This window comes from Rheinheimera oceanensis, assembly GCF_018831085.1.
Lineage (GTDB): Bacteria > Pseudomonadota > Gammaproteobacteria > Enterobacterales > Alteromonadaceae > Alishewanella > Alishewanella oceanensis.
The window spans coordinates 428,361-443,662 of sequence record NZ_JAGPNM010000001.1; the positions used below are offsets into that span (position 1 = coordinate 428,361).

At 48.1% G+C, this 15,302-nt stretch carries 17 protein-coding genes and 1 tRNA gene; 9 read left to right on the top strand and 9 right to left on the bottom strand.

Annotation, left to right across the window (positions count from 1 at the left end; genetic code table 11):
* Positions 1–2 precede the first annotated feature (2 nt).
* Together J3B89_RS02000 and tsaE are read right to left on the bottom strand one after the other, a co-directional pair.
* Positions 3–1,310, bottom strand: coding sequence for an N-acetylmuramoyl-L-alanine amidase (locus J3B89_RS02000; RefSeq protein WP_215395835.1), 1,308 nt, complete (start codon positions 1,308–1,310; stop codon positions 3–5).
* Positions 1,297–1,860, bottom strand: a complete 564-nt coding sequence (tsaE, locus tag J3B89_RS02005) for a tRNA (adenosine(37)-N6)-threonylcarbamoyltransferase complex ATPase subunit type 1 TsaE (RefSeq protein WP_352165856.1) — start codon at positions 1,858–1,860, stop codon at positions 1,297–1,299. Before tsaE ends, J3B89_RS02000 begins: the two co-directional genes overlap by 14 nt.
* An 87-nt stretch (positions 1,861–1,947) precedes the next feature.
* Here tsaE and queG point away from each other — a divergent pair, with 87 nt between their 5' ends.
* Positions 1,948–3,081 (top strand): tRNA epoxyqueuosine(34) reductase QueG, encoded by a 1,134-nt coding sequence (gene queG, locus J3B89_RS02010; RefSeq protein ID WP_215395836.1) that lies wholly within the window; start codon positions 1,948–1,950, stop codon positions 3,079–3,081.
* Here queG and J3B89_RS02015 read toward each other — a convergent pair.
* From J3B89_RS02015 to orn, 3 genes are all read right to left on the bottom strand, one after another.
* A complete protein-coding gene (locus J3B89_RS02015; protein WP_215395837.1) occupies positions 3,050–3,256 on the bottom strand; it encodes a DUF1289 domain-containing protein in 207 nt (68 codons plus the stop codon). The genes queG and J3B89_RS02015 overlap by 32 nt on opposite strands.
* A gap of 94 nt (positions 3,257–3,350) precedes the next feature.
* Positions 3,351–3,426 (bottom strand) — tRNA-Gly (locus J3B89_RS02020).
* A gap of 66 nt (positions 3,427–3,492) precedes the next feature.
* Positions 3,493–4,044 (bottom strand): oligoribonuclease, encoded by a 552-nt coding sequence (gene orn, locus J3B89_RS02025; RefSeq protein ID WP_215395838.1) that lies wholly within the window; start codon positions 4,042–4,044, stop codon positions 3,493–3,495.
* 111 nt (positions 4,045–4,155) lie between these two features.
* Between orn and rsgA the strand changes: the two genes are divergently transcribed.
* The 3 genes from rsgA to J3B89_RS02040 all read left to right on the top strand — a co-directional run bounded on the left by rsgA (position 4,156) and on the right by J3B89_RS02040 (position 6,953).
* On the top strand, positions 4,156–5,190 hold the full coding sequence (gene rsgA, locus J3B89_RS02030; protein ID WP_215395839.1) for a small ribosomal subunit biogenesis GTPase RsgA: 1,035 nt from the start codon (positions 4,156–4,158) through the stop codon (positions 5,188–5,190).
* Between the two features lie 18 nt (positions 5,191–5,208).
* The gene (asd, locus tag J3B89_RS02035) at positions 5,209–6,069 is read left to right on the top strand and encodes an archaetidylserine decarboxylase (protein WP_215395840.1); all 861 of its coding nucleotides are present in this window, start codon (positions 5,209–5,211) and stop codon (positions 6,067–6,069) included.
* A gap of 182 nt (positions 6,070–6,251) precedes the next feature.
* The gene (locus J3B89_RS02040) at positions 6,252–6,953 is read left to right on the top strand and encodes a glycerophosphodiester phosphodiesterase (protein ID WP_215395841.1); all 702 of its coding nucleotides are present in this window, start codon (positions 6,252–6,254) and stop codon (positions 6,951–6,953) included.
* Positions 6,954–7,004: 51 nt separating this feature from the next.
* Here the strand turns inward: J3B89_RS02040 and J3B89_RS02045 are convergent, their stop codons facing one another.
* On the bottom strand, positions 7,005–7,394 hold the full coding sequence (locus J3B89_RS02045; protein WP_068228461.1) for a MerC domain-containing protein: 390 nt from the start codon (positions 7,392–7,394) through the stop codon (positions 7,005–7,007).
* Positions 7,395–7,566: 172 nt separating this feature from the next.
* Between J3B89_RS02045 and priC the strand changes: the two genes are divergently transcribed.
* A complete protein-coding gene (gene priC, locus J3B89_RS02050; RefSeq protein WP_068228458.1) occupies positions 7,567–7,875 on the top strand; it encodes a primosomal replication protein PriC in 309 nt (102 codons plus the stop codon).
* A gap of 77 nt (positions 7,876–7,952) precedes the next feature.
* Here the strand turns inward: priC and J3B89_RS02055 are convergent, their stop codons facing one another.
* From J3B89_RS02055 to J3B89_RS02065, 3 genes are all read right to left on the bottom strand, one after another.
* Positions 7,953–8,489 carry a DUF3016 domain-containing protein gene (locus tag J3B89_RS02055; RefSeq protein WP_215395842.1) on the bottom strand — a complete coding sequence of 179 codons (537 nt, stop codon included), beginning with the start codon at positions 8,487–8,489 and terminating at the stop codon, positions 7,953–7,955.
* Positions 8,490–8,710: 221 nt separating this feature from the next.
* A complete protein-coding gene (groL, locus tag J3B89_RS02060) occupies positions 8,711–10,348 on the bottom strand; it encodes a chaperonin GroEL (RefSeq protein ID WP_215395843.1) in 1,638 nt (545 codons plus the stop codon).
* 48 nt (positions 10,349–10,396) lie between these two features.
* Positions 10,397–10,687, bottom strand: coding sequence for a co-chaperone GroES (locus J3B89_RS02065; protein WP_215395844.1), 291 nt, complete (start codon positions 10,685–10,687; stop codon positions 10,397–10,399).
* A 293-nt stretch (positions 10,688–10,980) separates the two neighbouring features.
* Between J3B89_RS02065 and J3B89_RS02070 the strand changes: the two genes are divergently transcribed.
* The 4 genes from J3B89_RS02070 (at position 10,981) to accC (ending at position 15,282) form a co-directional block, all read left to right on the top strand.
* On the top strand, positions 10,981–12,753 hold the full coding sequence (locus J3B89_RS02070; protein WP_215395845.1) for a protein-disulfide reductase DsbD: 1,773 nt from the start codon (positions 10,981–10,983) through the stop codon (positions 12,751–12,753).
* A 220-nt stretch (positions 12,754–12,973) separates the two neighbouring features.
* Positions 12,974–13,429: a type II 3-dehydroquinate dehydratase gene (gene aroQ, locus J3B89_RS02075; protein WP_215395846.1), complete on the top strand. Its 456-nt coding sequence runs from the start codon at positions 12,974–12,976 to the stop codon at positions 13,427–13,429.
* A 22-nt stretch (positions 13,430–13,451) separates the two neighbouring features.
* Positions 13,452–13,922: an acetyl-CoA carboxylase biotin carboxyl carrier protein gene (accB, locus tag J3B89_RS02080; protein ID WP_215395847.1), complete on the top strand. Its 471-nt coding sequence runs from the start codon at positions 13,452–13,454 to the stop codon at positions 13,920–13,922.
* Positions 13,923–13,938: 16 nt separating this feature from the next.
* A complete protein-coding gene (gene accC, locus J3B89_RS02085; protein ID WP_215395848.1) occupies positions 13,939–15,282 on the top strand; it encodes an acetyl-CoA carboxylase biotin carboxylase subunit in 1,344 nt (447 codons plus the stop codon).
* Positions 15,283–15,302 lie beyond the last annotated feature (20 nt).

A 15,302-nucleotide genomic window follows, 5' to 3' on the forward strand; every position in this document is an offset into this window, starting at 1 on the left:
AGTTATGGGATCCGCAGTGTCTGGCCAACGCGGATACTGTCAGTGGTAAGCTGATTAAGATTGCGTAATTCATCAACAGACACATTGTAGCGCTGAGCCAGCAACGATAAAGATTCACCGGCACTAACGCGGTGCTCACGGGCGCGTTGCTGGGCAAATAAAGAGTCAGCTGGCGGTGATTTTTCAAAATGACGTTTGAGCGCAGTAAACAGCGATTGCGCCAATTTAGCCTGATGTGCAGACGAGCGCATAAGCTTTTCATCTTGCGGATTAGAAATAAACCCGATCTCTACCAAAATAGACGGAATATCCGGCGCTTTAAGTACACCAAAACTGGCCGCCTGCGGCTCTTTCTTATGTAAATGCGCTACTTTCCCCAGCTCTTGCAGCACTTCACCGGCCACCTGATAAGCGGTTACCATCGAGTGGTTCATTGATAAATCCAGCACGGTTTGAGCCAGATAGCGCTCATTAGCTGAGTCTTTAATAATTTCTGCTACCCCCCCCAACAACTCAGAGTGCCGTTCAGTCTGCTCCAGCATACGCCCGACTTCTGTTGTAGCGCGACGTAAAGATAACACCCACACAGAAGCACCACGCGGTTGTGGTGTGGTGAAAGCATCAGCATGAATAGACACCAGCAAATCAGCCTGCTGGCCACGGGCGATTTCAGTACGGCGGTTAACATGAATATAGTAATCGTTGGTACGCACCATCATGGCTTTCATGCCGGGCTGGCGGTCAATTAACTGCGCCAGTTGTCTGGCTACAGGTAAAGTAATATTTTTCTCATAAAAACCACTCGGGCCTATTGAACCCGGATCTTCACCACCATGACCTGCATCTATAGCAATAACAATATCACGTGCCGCGCGGATTGCCGGTGGAGGGGTATTTTGTACAGGTTGTTCGTCCGGTAAATCCACCACCAGGCGGTGGCCATAAGGCGCTGTAGGTGACAAAGCAAACACATTGGCTTTGGTTGATTTGGCTAAATCCAGCACGATACGCATACGGTTAGCATCGCCACTGCTGCGGATAGCTTTAATTAACGGCGACTCCCCCGACACTGCCGGTAAACTGCTGCCACCTTTAATGTTACTCAGGTCAATCACCAACCGGTGTGGATTGTCCAGTGTGAAATATTTATGATCCGGTGCAGCAGATAAATCAAATACCACGCGGGTATTATCCGGCGATGGCCAAATCCTTACCCCCTGCACCTGATTCGCCGCCATGCTACCCATACTGAACAACGCCAGCAGCAACAGCAATAAACCGCATAACTTATTGTAATTATTCGTTTTCATTATTTAGTGCATTCAGCATTTTGGCTCCGGCTGAGGTATTAGCGCTTATCCTTACCCGCCGCTGCTCTTGTTCGAATAATAAGTGTATGTCCAGATCCGCCACAGGTAAATAACCCATGCCTTGTTGTGGCCATTCAATCAGGCATAAACTGTCGTTGCGAAAGTAATCCCGAATGCCCATAAACTCAAGCTCTTCAGCATCACGCAAACGGTATAGGTCAAAATGATACACCGTTAAGCTTTCCAGTTGGTATGGTTCAACCAGAGTATAAGTTGGGCTTTTTACCGTGCCCTTATGGCCAAGAGCATTAAGCAGGCCGCGGCTGAAAGTGGTTTTACCCGCCCCCAGTTCCCCCCGCAGAAATATTGTTTGCCCGCCCGACACGAGTAAAGCCACCCGTGACGCTAACGCTAATGTCGCTTGTTCATCCTTTAACACACTTTCAAATTGCTGCACCGGCATTTTCTCTGTTGTCGTACAAAAACCGCACCATGTTAACAAATTAATTGCTTGCTGAGCCAGCAAAACCGCTTGTCGCGACTCTGACATGCTTTGCTGGCAGCAAGTTCCCGTCCAACTAGGCGCCACAGGGCAGTTTATGCTAAATTACACTGTGTTTTTTAACCGGTTTTTTGCATGACAACAGATTATGCCGCACTGGCATTACAGATTAAACGCTGGGCACAGGAACTGGGCTTTGCACAGCTGGGAATAACAGGCGTTTCTTTACCGGATGCAGAACGGCAGCTACAAAAGTGGCTGGATGCCGGCTATCACGGCGAAATGGATTATATGGCCAGCCACGGCATGTTACGGGCAAGGCCGGCAGAACTGGTACCCGGTACATTGCGGGTATTAAGTGTACGGATGAACTATTTACCCAAAGGCGCCGGCTTTGCCACCAACCTGGCTGACCCTACTCAGGCTTACATCAGCCGCTATGCTCTGGGGCGGGACTACCATAAGCTGATCCGCAACCGGCTAAAGCAACTGGGCGAGCGTATTAATCAGCAGGTAGCAGAACTGGGCTACCGGCCATTTACCGATTCAGCCCCCATTTTAGAGCGGCCGCTGGCACAACAGGCCGGGCTGGGCTGGGTAGGAAAACACAGCTTATTGCTAAACCAGGAAGCAGGATCCTGGTTTTTTTTAGGTGAACTGCTGGTCAATTTGCCATTACCGGTAGATACACCGCATGATGGCAATTGTGGTAGTTGTGTAGCCTGTATTACCAGTTGCCCCACCGGCGCCATCGTTGAACCCTATGTGGTAGATGCCCGCCGCTGCATTTCGTATCTGACCATCGAACTTAAAGGCGCAATTCCGGAAGAATTCAGGCCGTTACTGGGCAACCGGATTTATGGTTGTGATGATTGCCAGCTAGTTTGTCCGGAAAACCGCACAGCACCGCTTAGTATTGAAGGTGACTTTCAGCGCAGGCCTCAGTGGCAAAGTCAAAGCCTGCTCAGTTTATTTGCCTGGCAGGAATATGAGTTTTTAAGCAACACAGAAGGCAGTGCGATCCGCCGCATTGGCTATGAGCGCTGGCAACGTAATATTGCCGTAGCACTGGGTAATGCACCTTATCAGGCAGACATTGTACGGGCGTTAAATGCCAAACTTGATAACGCCAGTGAATTGGTCGCAGAGCATATCCACTGGGCGTTAGCACAGCAAAAACGTAAAGGCTGGCAGGCAGAGTCTATCTTACCGCGCAGCACCGAGCGTTTAGTCAGGATTATTCAGAAGGGTCTGCCGCGGGATGCCTGAGTACATATAACTGTTGGCGCTGAGTCAGACGCTTAGCAGCCAGATCCAGAATCGCGCCGCGCCGCATACCATCTGCATTGTGCCACTCTATAATTTCGCTTAATAACCGGCCACACCCCAGACAACAATCATGCTGATCCAGGCAACAGTTACGCACACAGGGTGATTCAGGCATAGCAGACAGGTGTTAAGCTAAACAAGCACTAACTATATCTCAGAAAACAAAAAACCGCACTGTGCTTGCGCAAGGTGCGGTTTTTCATCGAATTTGGAGCGAGTAACGAGGTTCGAACTCGTGACCTCGACCTTGGCAAGGTCGCGCTCTACCAGCTGAGCTATACTCGCATCAACTAACGTTATTACGTCGTGATGGCGCGCATTTTACAAAATCAGTTAGCTTATGCAAGCACTTTATTGCGGTAATTTGAAAAAATGCTCGCGATAGGTTACTAATTCAGCAATTGACTCACGAATATCGTCCAGTGCCAGATGGCTGCCGGCTTTTTGTACTTTTTTCAGCACGTCCGGATGCCAGCGCCGGGCCAGCTCTTTTACTGTACTGACATCAAGATTACGGTAGTGGAAAAACGCTTCCAGAGTTGGCGCATACTCAGCCAGAAAACGCCGGTCCTGCCCTATACTGTTGCCACACATTGGCGATTTACCTACCGCCACATACTGGCGTAAAAACGCGATGGTTTGTTGTTCAGCATCTGCCAGCGTAGTAGTACTGGCCCGGCAACGCGCCGTTAAACCGCTTTTACCGTGTTGCTCAACACACCAGGCGCTCATATTATCCAGCACAGTATCCGGTTGTTTAATGGCAAATACCGGCCCCTCGGCCAGAATATTCAATTGGCTGTCGGTCACAATAGTGGCCATTTCCAGAATTACATCGGTTTTTGGCTCCAGGCCGGTCATTTCCAAATCAAGCCAAATCAGATTATTGTCATTTACACTCATCAAAAACCCTTACACTCGTTGCTGCTTTGTTCATTAACAGATTGCAGGTATCATACACGCCCTAAGCTTAGCAGTAATAGCATCCTTTACATCAGAGCGATAAAAGCAGCAGTGACAAAGAAAAAACATCTTACCCAGCGCCAGCAGCAACGTATTGCCGATAATGCCAGCAAACGGCTGCGTGCACCCAAAAATAAAGGTGTCGAAGCTGTTGATGACAGCAGCTTTGCCGTATCAGAAACCGGCCTGATACTCAGCCGGTTTGGCCAGCATGCTGATGTTGAAGATAGCAGCGGTACCGTGGTGCGTTGCAATATGCGCCGCTCTGTTGCCTCTTTGGTTACCGGTGATCGCGTAGTATGGCGCCGCGCTTTGCAGCCAACCGGTGGTATTGATGGCGTAATAGATGCGGTAGAAGAGCGCAGTTCTGTGCTGCTGCGGCCAGATTTTTACGATGGCTTAAAACCGGTAGCCGCCAATATTGATTTAATGATTATCGTCTCTGCTATTTTGCCTGCGTTGTCGCTGAATATTATTGACCGCTACCTTGTAGCTGCAGAGATCACCGGTATTAAACCACTGCTGGTGATTAACAAAGCCGATTTGCTCAGCACTGATGAGTTTATTGCCACGGAGCAGCAACTGGCATTGTACCAAAAGCTGGGGTATAACTTTTTGCTGGTCAGCGCTAAAAGCGGTGTGGGTATGACGCAATTGCTCAGTTACCTGCACAGCGGTACCAGTATTTTTGTCGGCCAGTCTGGTGTGGGTAAGTCGTCGTTAATGAACCACTTAATGCCAGGTCTTGAAGCGTTAACACAAGAAGTATCGGCAAACTCAGGCCTGGGCCAGCACACCACTACCGTGTCCCGCCTGTATCATTTGCCTGATGGCGGCGATTTAATTGACTCACCCGGTATTCGTGAATTTGCACTATGGCACTTAACAGCAGAAGAAGTTACCCGTGGCTTTACTGAATTTACGCCCTGGCTTGGGCGCTGTAAATTCCGTGACTGTAAGCATATTTCCGATCCTGGTTGTGCTATTCAGCATGCTGTAGAAACCGGAGACATCAGTCAGGAACGCTACGACAGCTATTTAAAAATCCTCGCCAGCATGGCGCAGGACAAACCGAATCACTTTTAACTTTATACAGAGAACATAATGGATAATTTAAAAATTACCCTGCAATACTTATTGCCTAAACATCTTATCTCCCGTTTGGCAGGCAAATTAGCTGCAGCAAAACTGGGCTGGTTCAGCCACTTTTTAATTAACCGTTTTATTAAAGCCTACGGCATTAATATGGCAGAAGCTCAGTTTGAACAAGCTAAAGACTACGCCAGTTTTAATGAGTTTTTTACCCGGCCATTAAAAGATGGTATTCGCCCACTGGCTACAGAGGCTAATATTGTTGCGCATCCGGTAGACGGCACTATCAGCCAGCTTGGGCCTATCGTTGATGGCAAACTTATTCAGGCAAAAAACCACAATTATTCGCTACAGGCCCTGTTAGGCGGGGATAGCAGCACGGCATTGCCGTTTCAAAACGGCCACTTTGCTACTATTTATCTGGCACCAAAAGATTATCATCGTATTCATATGCCTGTGCGGGGCACTTTGCGCCAGATGATTTACGTGCCAGGAGAACTCTTCTCGGTTAACCCTTTAACCGCAGAGTGCGTAAAAGATTTATTTGCGTTGAACGAGCGCGTAGTAACTATTTTCGATACTGAGCTTGGCCCTATGGCATTAGTGCTGGTAGGTGCCACGATAGTTGCCAGTATTGAAACCGTGTGGGCTGGCACGGTAACGCCACCGGCGGGTAAAAATGTGTTTCGCTGGAGCTATCCGGCACATGGCAAAAACGCCATTACGCTGGAAAAAGGTGCCGAGATGGGTCGCTTTAAACTGGGCTCAACAGTAGTGCTGGCTTTTCCGGCGAACAAACTGCAGTTTTTAGCCGATCAGCAACCTGGTACCGTTACCCGTATGGGTGCGCCTTTTGCTAATACAGCAATTTAAAGCTAATCTTCAGCTACGGCGCTTCGAAAACGTGAATGCGCCGTATATTTTTTCTGCAACACGCCGTGAACCCATCCATGGGGGCTCGATTCGGCCATCCTGGCCTGCAACGGTCGCCGAAAAAAATACTCTGCATTCACTTCTGCCAGTTTTATCCCTAACTCTTCTGAACAGGACCGAACATGCAAATCATCGCTCATCGTGGTGCCAGTGGTGAATACCCGGAAAACACCCTATTGGCTATTGGCCAAGCCATAGCTCAGGGTGCTGACGCTATAGAAATAGACGTATTCGCCGTACAGGGCGAGCTGATTGTTATTCATGATCATCACTTAGCGCGCACCACCAATGGCACAGGCAGTATCTACCAATACTCTGTAGAGCAACTGCTGCAACTGGATGCCGGCCGTGGCGAGCGCATTCCTACGCTATGGCAGGTATTGCAGTTACTGCAAAACACCAGGCTGTGGCTAAATATTGAATTAAAAGGCGAAAACACCGTAGCACCACTGCTGGCCTTGCTGGATAAAGCACAGCAAGAGCTGCAGTTTGACAGTCAGCGGCTGCTGATCTCATCTTTTAACCACCATTTACTTGCCAATCTTAAACTGGCAGAGCCAGAGCTAAAACTTGGCGCACTTACTGCCTGCCTGCCACTTGATTACGCAGCCTTTGCGCAGCAGTTGCAAGCATACTCGGTAAATTGCGATGTCAGCTTTATTAACCAGGCTTTTGTTGATGATGCTAAAGCACGTGGTTTAAAGGTGTATGTGTATACTGTGGATCAACCTGACGATCTCAGCCGCCTGCAGCAATACGGCGTAGACGGTATTTTCAGCAATTTCCCGGCCAGAAGCCGGCAACGATTGGCAGAAAAACGCTAACTACATAACGCAAAAATCCCGCCGCAGCGGGATTTTTATAAATTTTTTACCTTAGTGGTCATGACAGCTTTTACAGCTATTACACAACCGCATATTCATCACATGCGCCAACACCACCAGGGATGCACCAACGATCAAAACTGCATGTTCATATTCGTGGCCCCATACATCCCGCTGCCAATATATAAATACACCTAAAAACAAAGAGTAAAATGGGTATAGCTTGCGGTGATAACGATGAAAACCAATAAACAAAGCAATAAAGCCCAGCACAATAGTAACCAGCAACATCACGCGCTCAAAAGCATGATTATGGCCAACGCTAAGGCCCAGCAACGGCAAAACCGGCAGAATGATCGGCAGCATTATGCAATGAATAGCGCAAAGCGAAGTCACTGTAATACCTACTTTATCAAATACGTTTCTTACTGTTGCTAACACGTCGCTTACTCTGACAGCTGAAAATGAAGAAACGAGATAATATAACAAAACGTTTGCTAAAGGAACGGGCTCTGAAAAAAATACCCGTAAAAACGGGCTTTCACTGCAAGTCTGCTGAAGCGGGGCCGGGCTTATGGCATAATAACAGCACTTTTTTCAGCTAAGCCGTATTATGGATACTTTACTTAACCAACTCGATGACAACCTAAAAGAGCTGTATCGCAAAGCGCTGGACGCTGATGCACTGCTGGATAACCTGCAACAGCAAGGCCATGCCAAACACCAGCGTATTTTTGCCGACAATAAGCTATTTAAAGCATCCAGCAACCGCTTTATGCCTTATCTGGCAGAAACCGCTGAACAGGTTGCCGCCATGCGGCAAAGCCAGCAGTTTAATACTGCAACATTACAACGCGTGGTGCAGCAACTAAAACAGTTACACACTACGCTGGCTGAGTTTCGTACTCTGGTAGCAAAATAAAATCAGCACGTATGCAAGGGCAACACCAGCTGAAGTTACAGCAGTATTTATCATCACCTAGCTGGTTTGCCCTGCACTCAGTTTGTGCTTACTTTGGGCAGTGCTAACGCATACTGCTCAACTTTTGGCTGCAATTCTTTGCTAAACCAATTGTTCAGCATCTGTTTTTCATAGCGAAACTCTTCGTTGTCATTAACTGAACGTAACGACTGCATAAAGCCCATATCACGCAAGCGCTCTTCACCACTGACAACCTCTTCACCATGTTTATCCCGCAGCACATGGGTAAAGCGGATCGCTGGTGAGTAAATATCTTTCACCACCCGTAAAGCATTACCGTTCCTACTGATAAAATAATCCACATCACCGGCCAGATCGACGTCAGTTACTGTAACTTCCCATTTATAACCTTCAGGTAACTGGGTTGCCATATCATTGAAAAAGCCGTCAAACTTTTTAATCACTCTTTCGCGGAACGCTTTACGGCTGTCATTTGCCGGACGAATATCAGTGAATTTTTCCGGGTCTTGCCATTTGATCTGTACCTCACCTGCCTGTACAGCCCCTGTGCTAAGCACTATAGCTAAACCGCATAACAATATAGTTGTACGCATCGTTTGTCTCCTGTACCAATGGCCAGTTGTAACCACTTTAGTTAGAGCCGCCAGCCGGTAATAAGTTTACTCAACACTAGTAACTATAGCCTTGATCAGTATCTGAATGCTGTAGCCTTTTGTATAAAAATGTAGCCAGTTACAATAAAAGCAACACCGGTAAAAAACAAAACCCCGGCATAAAGCCGGGGTTTTCTGGTAAGTAGGCACTTACACTTTTATCACATCATGCCGCCCATACCACCCATGCCGCCCATATCAGGCATTGCCGGGGCATCTTTCTTTGGCAGCTCTGTTACCATCGCTTCAGTGGTAATCATCAGTGAGCCAACAGAGGCAGCAAACTGCAGTGCTGAACGGGTTACTTTGGTTGGATCCAGAATACCCATTTCCAGCATATCGCCGTACTCGCCGCTGGCAGCGTTGTAACCGTAGTTGCCTGTGCCTGATTTAACCTGATTAACCACTACTGATGGCTCATCACCGGCGTTATCCACGATTTGACGCAGTGGCGATTCCATTGCGCGCAGCGCAATTTTAATACCGTGGTTCTGATCTTCATTAGCGCCACGCAGGTTAGCCAGTTTAGCAGCAACACGCACCAATGCTACACCGCCGCCAGGCACAACGCCTTCTTCAACTGCGGCACGGGTTGCATGCAGCGCATCTTCAACGCGGTGTTTTTTCTCTTTCATTTCAATTTCAGTAGCGGCGCCAACTTTGATTACCGCAACGCCGCCAGCCAGTTTGGCTAAACGCTCTTGCAGTTTCTCTTTGTCGTAGTCTGATGTTGCTTCTTCAATTTGCTGGCGAATTTGCTTCACGCGGCCATCAATGCCTGCTTGCTCACCGGCGCCATCAATAATAGTGGTGTTGTCTTTGGTAATCACTACGCGCTTGGCAGTACCCAACTCTTCCAGGCCTGCTTTTTCCAGCTCCATACCAATTTCTTCAGAAATTACAGTACCGCCGGTTAAGGTAGCAATATCCTGCAGCATGGCTTTACGGCGATCGCCAAAACCTGGTGCTTTCACCGCAGAGATTTTTACGATACCGCGCATATTGTTTACTACCAGTGTCGCTAACGCTTCACCTTCAACATCCTCAGCAATAATCAGCAATGGCTTGCCTGATTTAGCTACGCCTTCAAGTACTGGCAGCAGTTCGCGGATGTTAGAGATTTTCTTATCAACAGTCAGAATGTAAGGGTTGTCCAGTTCTACCTGGCCGGCTTCCTGGTTGTTGATGAAGTACGGTGACAGGTAGCCACGGTCAAACTGCATACCTTCAACTACATCCAGCTCGTTGGCTAAACCCTGGCCTTCTTCAACAGTGATCACGCCTTCTTTGCCTACTTTGTCCATCGCTTTGGCAATAATCTGGCCAATTTCGTCGTCAGAGTTAGCAGAGATAGTACCTACCTGAGCAATAGCCTTGCTGTCGGCACATGGCTGCGACAACGTTTTTAATTCTTCCACCGCAGCCACAACAGCTTTGTCGATACCGCGTTTTAAATCCATCGGGTTCATACCGGCAGCAACGGCTTTAACACCTTCGTTGATGATGTTTTGTGCCAGTACTGTTGCCGTGGTTGTACCGTCACCGGCTTCGTCATTGGCTTTAGAAGCAACTTCTTTTACCATCTGCGCGCCCATATTTTCGAACTTATCTTCCAGCTCGATTTCTTTAGCAACAGATACACCATCTTTTGTGATAACAGGTGAGCCGAATGATTTGTCCAGAATCACATTACGGCCTTTAGGGCCCAATGTAACGCGCACGGCGTTTGCTAAAATATTGACGCCTTTAAGCATCTTGTTACGGGCTTCATCGCCAAAACGTACGTCTTTTGCTGCCATTTTCTTAATCCTTAAATTCAGTTAATCGTTGTAAGGTTTACGGAAAAATTAATCCAGAATTACACCTAAGATATTGTCTTCTTTGGTGATCACATATTCCTGACCATCAATTTTTTCTGTGCGCTCTACATAAGCACCAAACAGCACCTTGTCACCAACTTTAACGTCTAACGGCTTAACATCGCCGTTATCTAAAATACGGCCCAAGCCAACCGCAACCACTTCACCGCGGGTAGATTTTTCCGCTGAAGCGCCCGTTAAGACTATGCCACCAGCTGATTTGCTTTCAGCCTCTAAACGTTTGATGATGACACGATCATGTAATGGACGAATATTCATGCTCTATCTCCTAAAGCTATTTTGTGTTTTAACATGGGTGTTAAATTGTCTGCCGGGTATATGGGGCACTGCAGAAAAAAATCCAAGGGGTAAAGCGAAAATTTCTTAATTGCTGCTTAAAGCAAACCGATTAAATTTACCGCTATTGAAATAAACTGTTCCCGGCGCAGGTCTGTACCGGGGTGACAATAGTCGCGTTGATAAAGCCGTATAGCGGCTATCAGCGTATAGTAAGCTCATGTTAGTGTAATACCATAACAACGCGGTGGGCGTTTAAGAGGAAATATAAGCTGATGTATAAAGTCTTTGTTCTGCCATTTTTACTCTGGTTTGCGTTGCTGGCGCCAGCCTCTGCCCAGCAAAACTCGGTACTCAATAGCCTGCTCAACGCCAATGATAACTTTTTGCCGGTAGAGCAGGCATTTGAGTTTGATTTTGTGCAAAAGCAAAATGAGCTGATCGTCAGTTGGACAATCGCCGACGGTTATTATCTGTATAAAGATAAAATAAAACTGGGAGGCATCGCGGTCAGTTTCTCTCACCCCAGCTATCCGGCCAGCATGCAGATAGAAGATGAGTTTTTCGGCGTATCTCAGGTGTATTTTCATCAGTTAACCCTGCGCATTCCGTTAACGGATGTCAGCGAAGATGCGGTATTTAAAATTCAGTATATGGGCTGTGCCGAAGCCGGTTTATGCTATCCTCCGGTAACCAAAGAGCTGCCGCTAATTCCCCTTAACGCGGAGCAACCCACTGCAGCCACCCCTGGCAGCTTAGCTAACCAGAGCACCGCGCCGGTATCCAGCCAGAATACTCTTGCCGCAAAATTGAGCGATGGTGCAGGCCTGGTAACACTGGCCGGTTTCTTTTTACTTGGTTTGGGCCTGGCGTTTACGCCATGCGTATTTCCAATGTACCCCATTTTAACCAGTATTATCGTTGGCCAGGGCAAGCAGTTATCCAGCAAGCGTGCTTTTACGCTGTCGTTTTCTTATGTACAGGGCATGGCTATTACTTATTCGGCTCTGGGTTTAGTGGTGGCCAGTTTAGGCGTGCGGTTTCAGGGTTATATGCAGCACCCGGCAGTACTCATTGTTGCCAGTGTTATTTTTGTGCTGCTGGCACTGGCGATGTTTGGCGTATTTAATCTGACACTGCCCTCCAGCTGGCAGGAAAAAATCAGCAGCGTGAGCAACAAGCAGCAAGGCGGCTCGCACAAAGGTGCCTTTACCATGGGTGCACTGTCTGGCCTTATCGCCTCGCCCTGCACCACAGCGCCATTGTCGGCAGCGCTGTTGTACGTAGCACAAAGCGGTGACTTATTGCTGGGCGCGGTTACGCTGTATATTTTAAGCTTGGGTATGGGCCTGCCGCTGCTTATTCTGGGTAGCTCTGGCGGTAAACTGCTGCCCAAAGCCGGTAACTGGATGAATGCGGTAAAAGCCACATTCGGCTTCCTGCTGTTGGCGGTACCGCTTATTTTGCTGGAGCGGATGCTGCCGTTCAGTTATATCCTGGTTATTGGTAGTTTGCTGTTACTCAGCTTTATTATTTATTTGTATCGTATGATGTTCAGCTTGCAAAATAACAGTGCCAAAGCGGTTATTTTAATACTGGCTCAATTGCTGCTTAGCGCAGCGTTATACCTGAACCTGAAACATTGGTGGCCAGCTACAGAACAAACAGCCGCCGTTACGCAACAACAGCAGGCAGGTTTTGAACTGGTGAGCTCACTGGAAGAACTGCAGCAGAAAATTGCCACCAGTGAAGGCCGCTACACTCTGGTAGACTTGTATGCCGACTGGTGTATTGCCTGTAAAGAGTTTGAGCATTTAACCTTTCCCAAAGCTGAAGTGCAGGCCCAAATGCAGCAGATGCAGCTGATTAAGGTAGACGTAACCAGGATGACACGTAAAGATCAGGCACTGTTGGACAATTATCAGGTGTTGGGCCTGCCCACCCTGCTGTTTTTCAGCCCGCAAGGTGAAGAAATAAGTACAGCCCGGGTGACCGGCTTTATGAACGCCACCGACTTTGCTGCCCATTTGAAACAACTGCAACAGTAAACTTCGTGCGGTGCTTTTAACCGGCACCGCCTACTGCCAACTGTGTTCTGGCTGATAAGACCAGTATTTTGCTGCCATTTGTCACGATTTCACTATAATAAGGCGCTATTGTTAAGCCAACGGCACTGCTTGCTGGCAAATTTTGGCAAACAGATGCAATTATCCGTTAGCTTTGGCAAGATAGGGCCGGATCAAAACAATTAGCGGGAATAACGCACAAATGGCGGCAACTTATCGAATTTTAGTGTTGAATGGCCCTAACCTGAATATGCTGGGTGTGCGCGAGCCAACAGTATATGGCAGTGCCACCTTGCAGGATATTATTACCGGCCTGACGGAACAGGCAGCGGCAAAAGGTGTCGAACTGACACATTTACAATCTAATGCCGAGCACGAACTGGTGACTGCTATTCAACAAAGCCTGGGCAAACAGGATTATATTCTAATTAATCCCGGTGCTTTTACCCATACCAGTGTCGCTATTCGCGATGCGCTGCTGGCGGTGGCCGTTCCTTTTATTGAAGTGCATTTATCTAATGTGCACGCGCGCGAAAGTTTTCGCCGGCACTCATATTTATCTGATATCGCCAAAGGGGTGATCTGTGGCCTTGGTGCCAGAGGTTACCACTACGCACTTGATGCGGCGGTAGCAGCGTTACAAACAACCAAACAGTAATAACTAATCAGGCTAAAAAGACATGGATATTAGAAAGATTAAAAAATTGATCGAGCTGTTAGAAGAATCTGGCATTAACGAGCTTGAAATCACCGAAGGTGAAGAATCGGTTCGTATTAGCCGTAACGGCCCTACTCCGCAATATGCCCCCATGCAGCACTATGCTCCGGCACCACAACAATATGCACCGGCAGCTGCGCCGGCCCCAGCGGCTGCACCCGTTGCAACTGCTGCAGCCGAAGCGCCAAAAGCCATCAGTGGCCATATTATGAAATCGCCAATGGTAGGCTCTTTCTACCGTGCAGCATCACCAACAGCTAAAGCCTTTGTTGAAGTAGGCCAGAGCGTTAAAGTTGGCGATACATTATGTATTGTTGAAGCAATGAAAATGATGAACCAGATCCAGTCTGACAAGGCCGGTGTGATCAAAGAAATTCTGGTAGAAAACGGCGAGCCGGTTGAATTTGACCAGCCACTCTTTGTGATTGAATAACGCAAAAGGCAGACTGATGCTAGAAAAAGTACTGATTGCCAACCGCGGCGAAATTGCACTGCGTATTTTACGCGCGTGTAAAGAGCTGGGCATAAAAACGGTAGCCGTGCACTCTACGGTAGACCGTAATTTAAAACACGTGCTGCTGGCCGATGAAACCATTTGTATCGGCCCCGCTGCATCACCGCAAAGCTATTTAAATATACCGGCGCTGATTGCTGCAGCTGAAGTAACCAACGCGCAGGCAATTCATCCTGGCTATGGCTTTTTAGCCGAGCGCGCTGATTTTGCCCAGCAGGTAGAAGAAAGCGGCCTGGTGTTTATTGGCCCGCACCCGGATTCTATCCGCTTAATGGGCGATAAAGTGTCAGCCATTGAGGCGATGAAAAAAGCCGGTGTACCTTGTGTGCCTGGCTCTGACGGCGCTGTAGGCGACGATCCGGCCACTAATATGGTTATTGCCAAACGCATTGGCTACCCAATCATCGTTAAAGCCGCTGGCGGCGGTGGTGGCCGTGGTATGCGTGTGGTGCGCAGCGAAGAAGAACTGGTTAGCTCTATCGAGATGACCAAAGCCGAAGCCAAAGCTGCCTTTGGTAACGATATGGTGTACATGGAGAAATTCCTGGAAAACCCGCGCCATATTGAAATTCAGGTATTAGCCGATGGCCAGGGCAATGCTATTCACTTAGGTGAGCGTGACTGTTCTATGCAGCGCCGCCATCAGAAAGTGGTAGAAGAAGCACCGGCACCTGGCATTACGCCGGAACTGCGTGCTTTTATCGGTGGCCGCTGTGTTGATGCCTGTAAAGTCATGAATTACCGCGGTGCCGGTACTTTTGAGTTCCTGTTTGAAAACGGCGAGTTCTTCTTTATTGAAATGAACACCCGTATTCAGGTAGAGCACCCTGTTACCGAGATGATCACTGGTGTTGACCTGATTAAAGAGCAGCTGCGTATTGCCTCTGGCATGCCAATGACGATTAAACAGGAAGATATCATTATTCGCGGTCATGCCGTCGAGTGTCGTATCAATGCTGAAGATCCGGTTACCTTTATCCCGTCGCCGGGTAAAATTACCCGTTTCCATCCGGCCGGTGGTAACGGTATCCGCTGGGATTCACATATTTACGCCGATTACACTGTACCGCCCAACTATGACTCTATGGTAGGCAAGCTGATCACCTACGGTGAAACCCGCGATATCGCTATTGCCCGGATGCGTAATGCGCTGGACGAACTGCTGGTAGACGGCATTAAAACCAATATCCCGTTGCATAAAGACATTATGCGTGATGCAGGTTTCTGTAAAGGTGGTACTAATATCCACTATTTAGAGAAAAAGCTGGGTATTAAGTAAGCCTGAGCTTACACAGATTA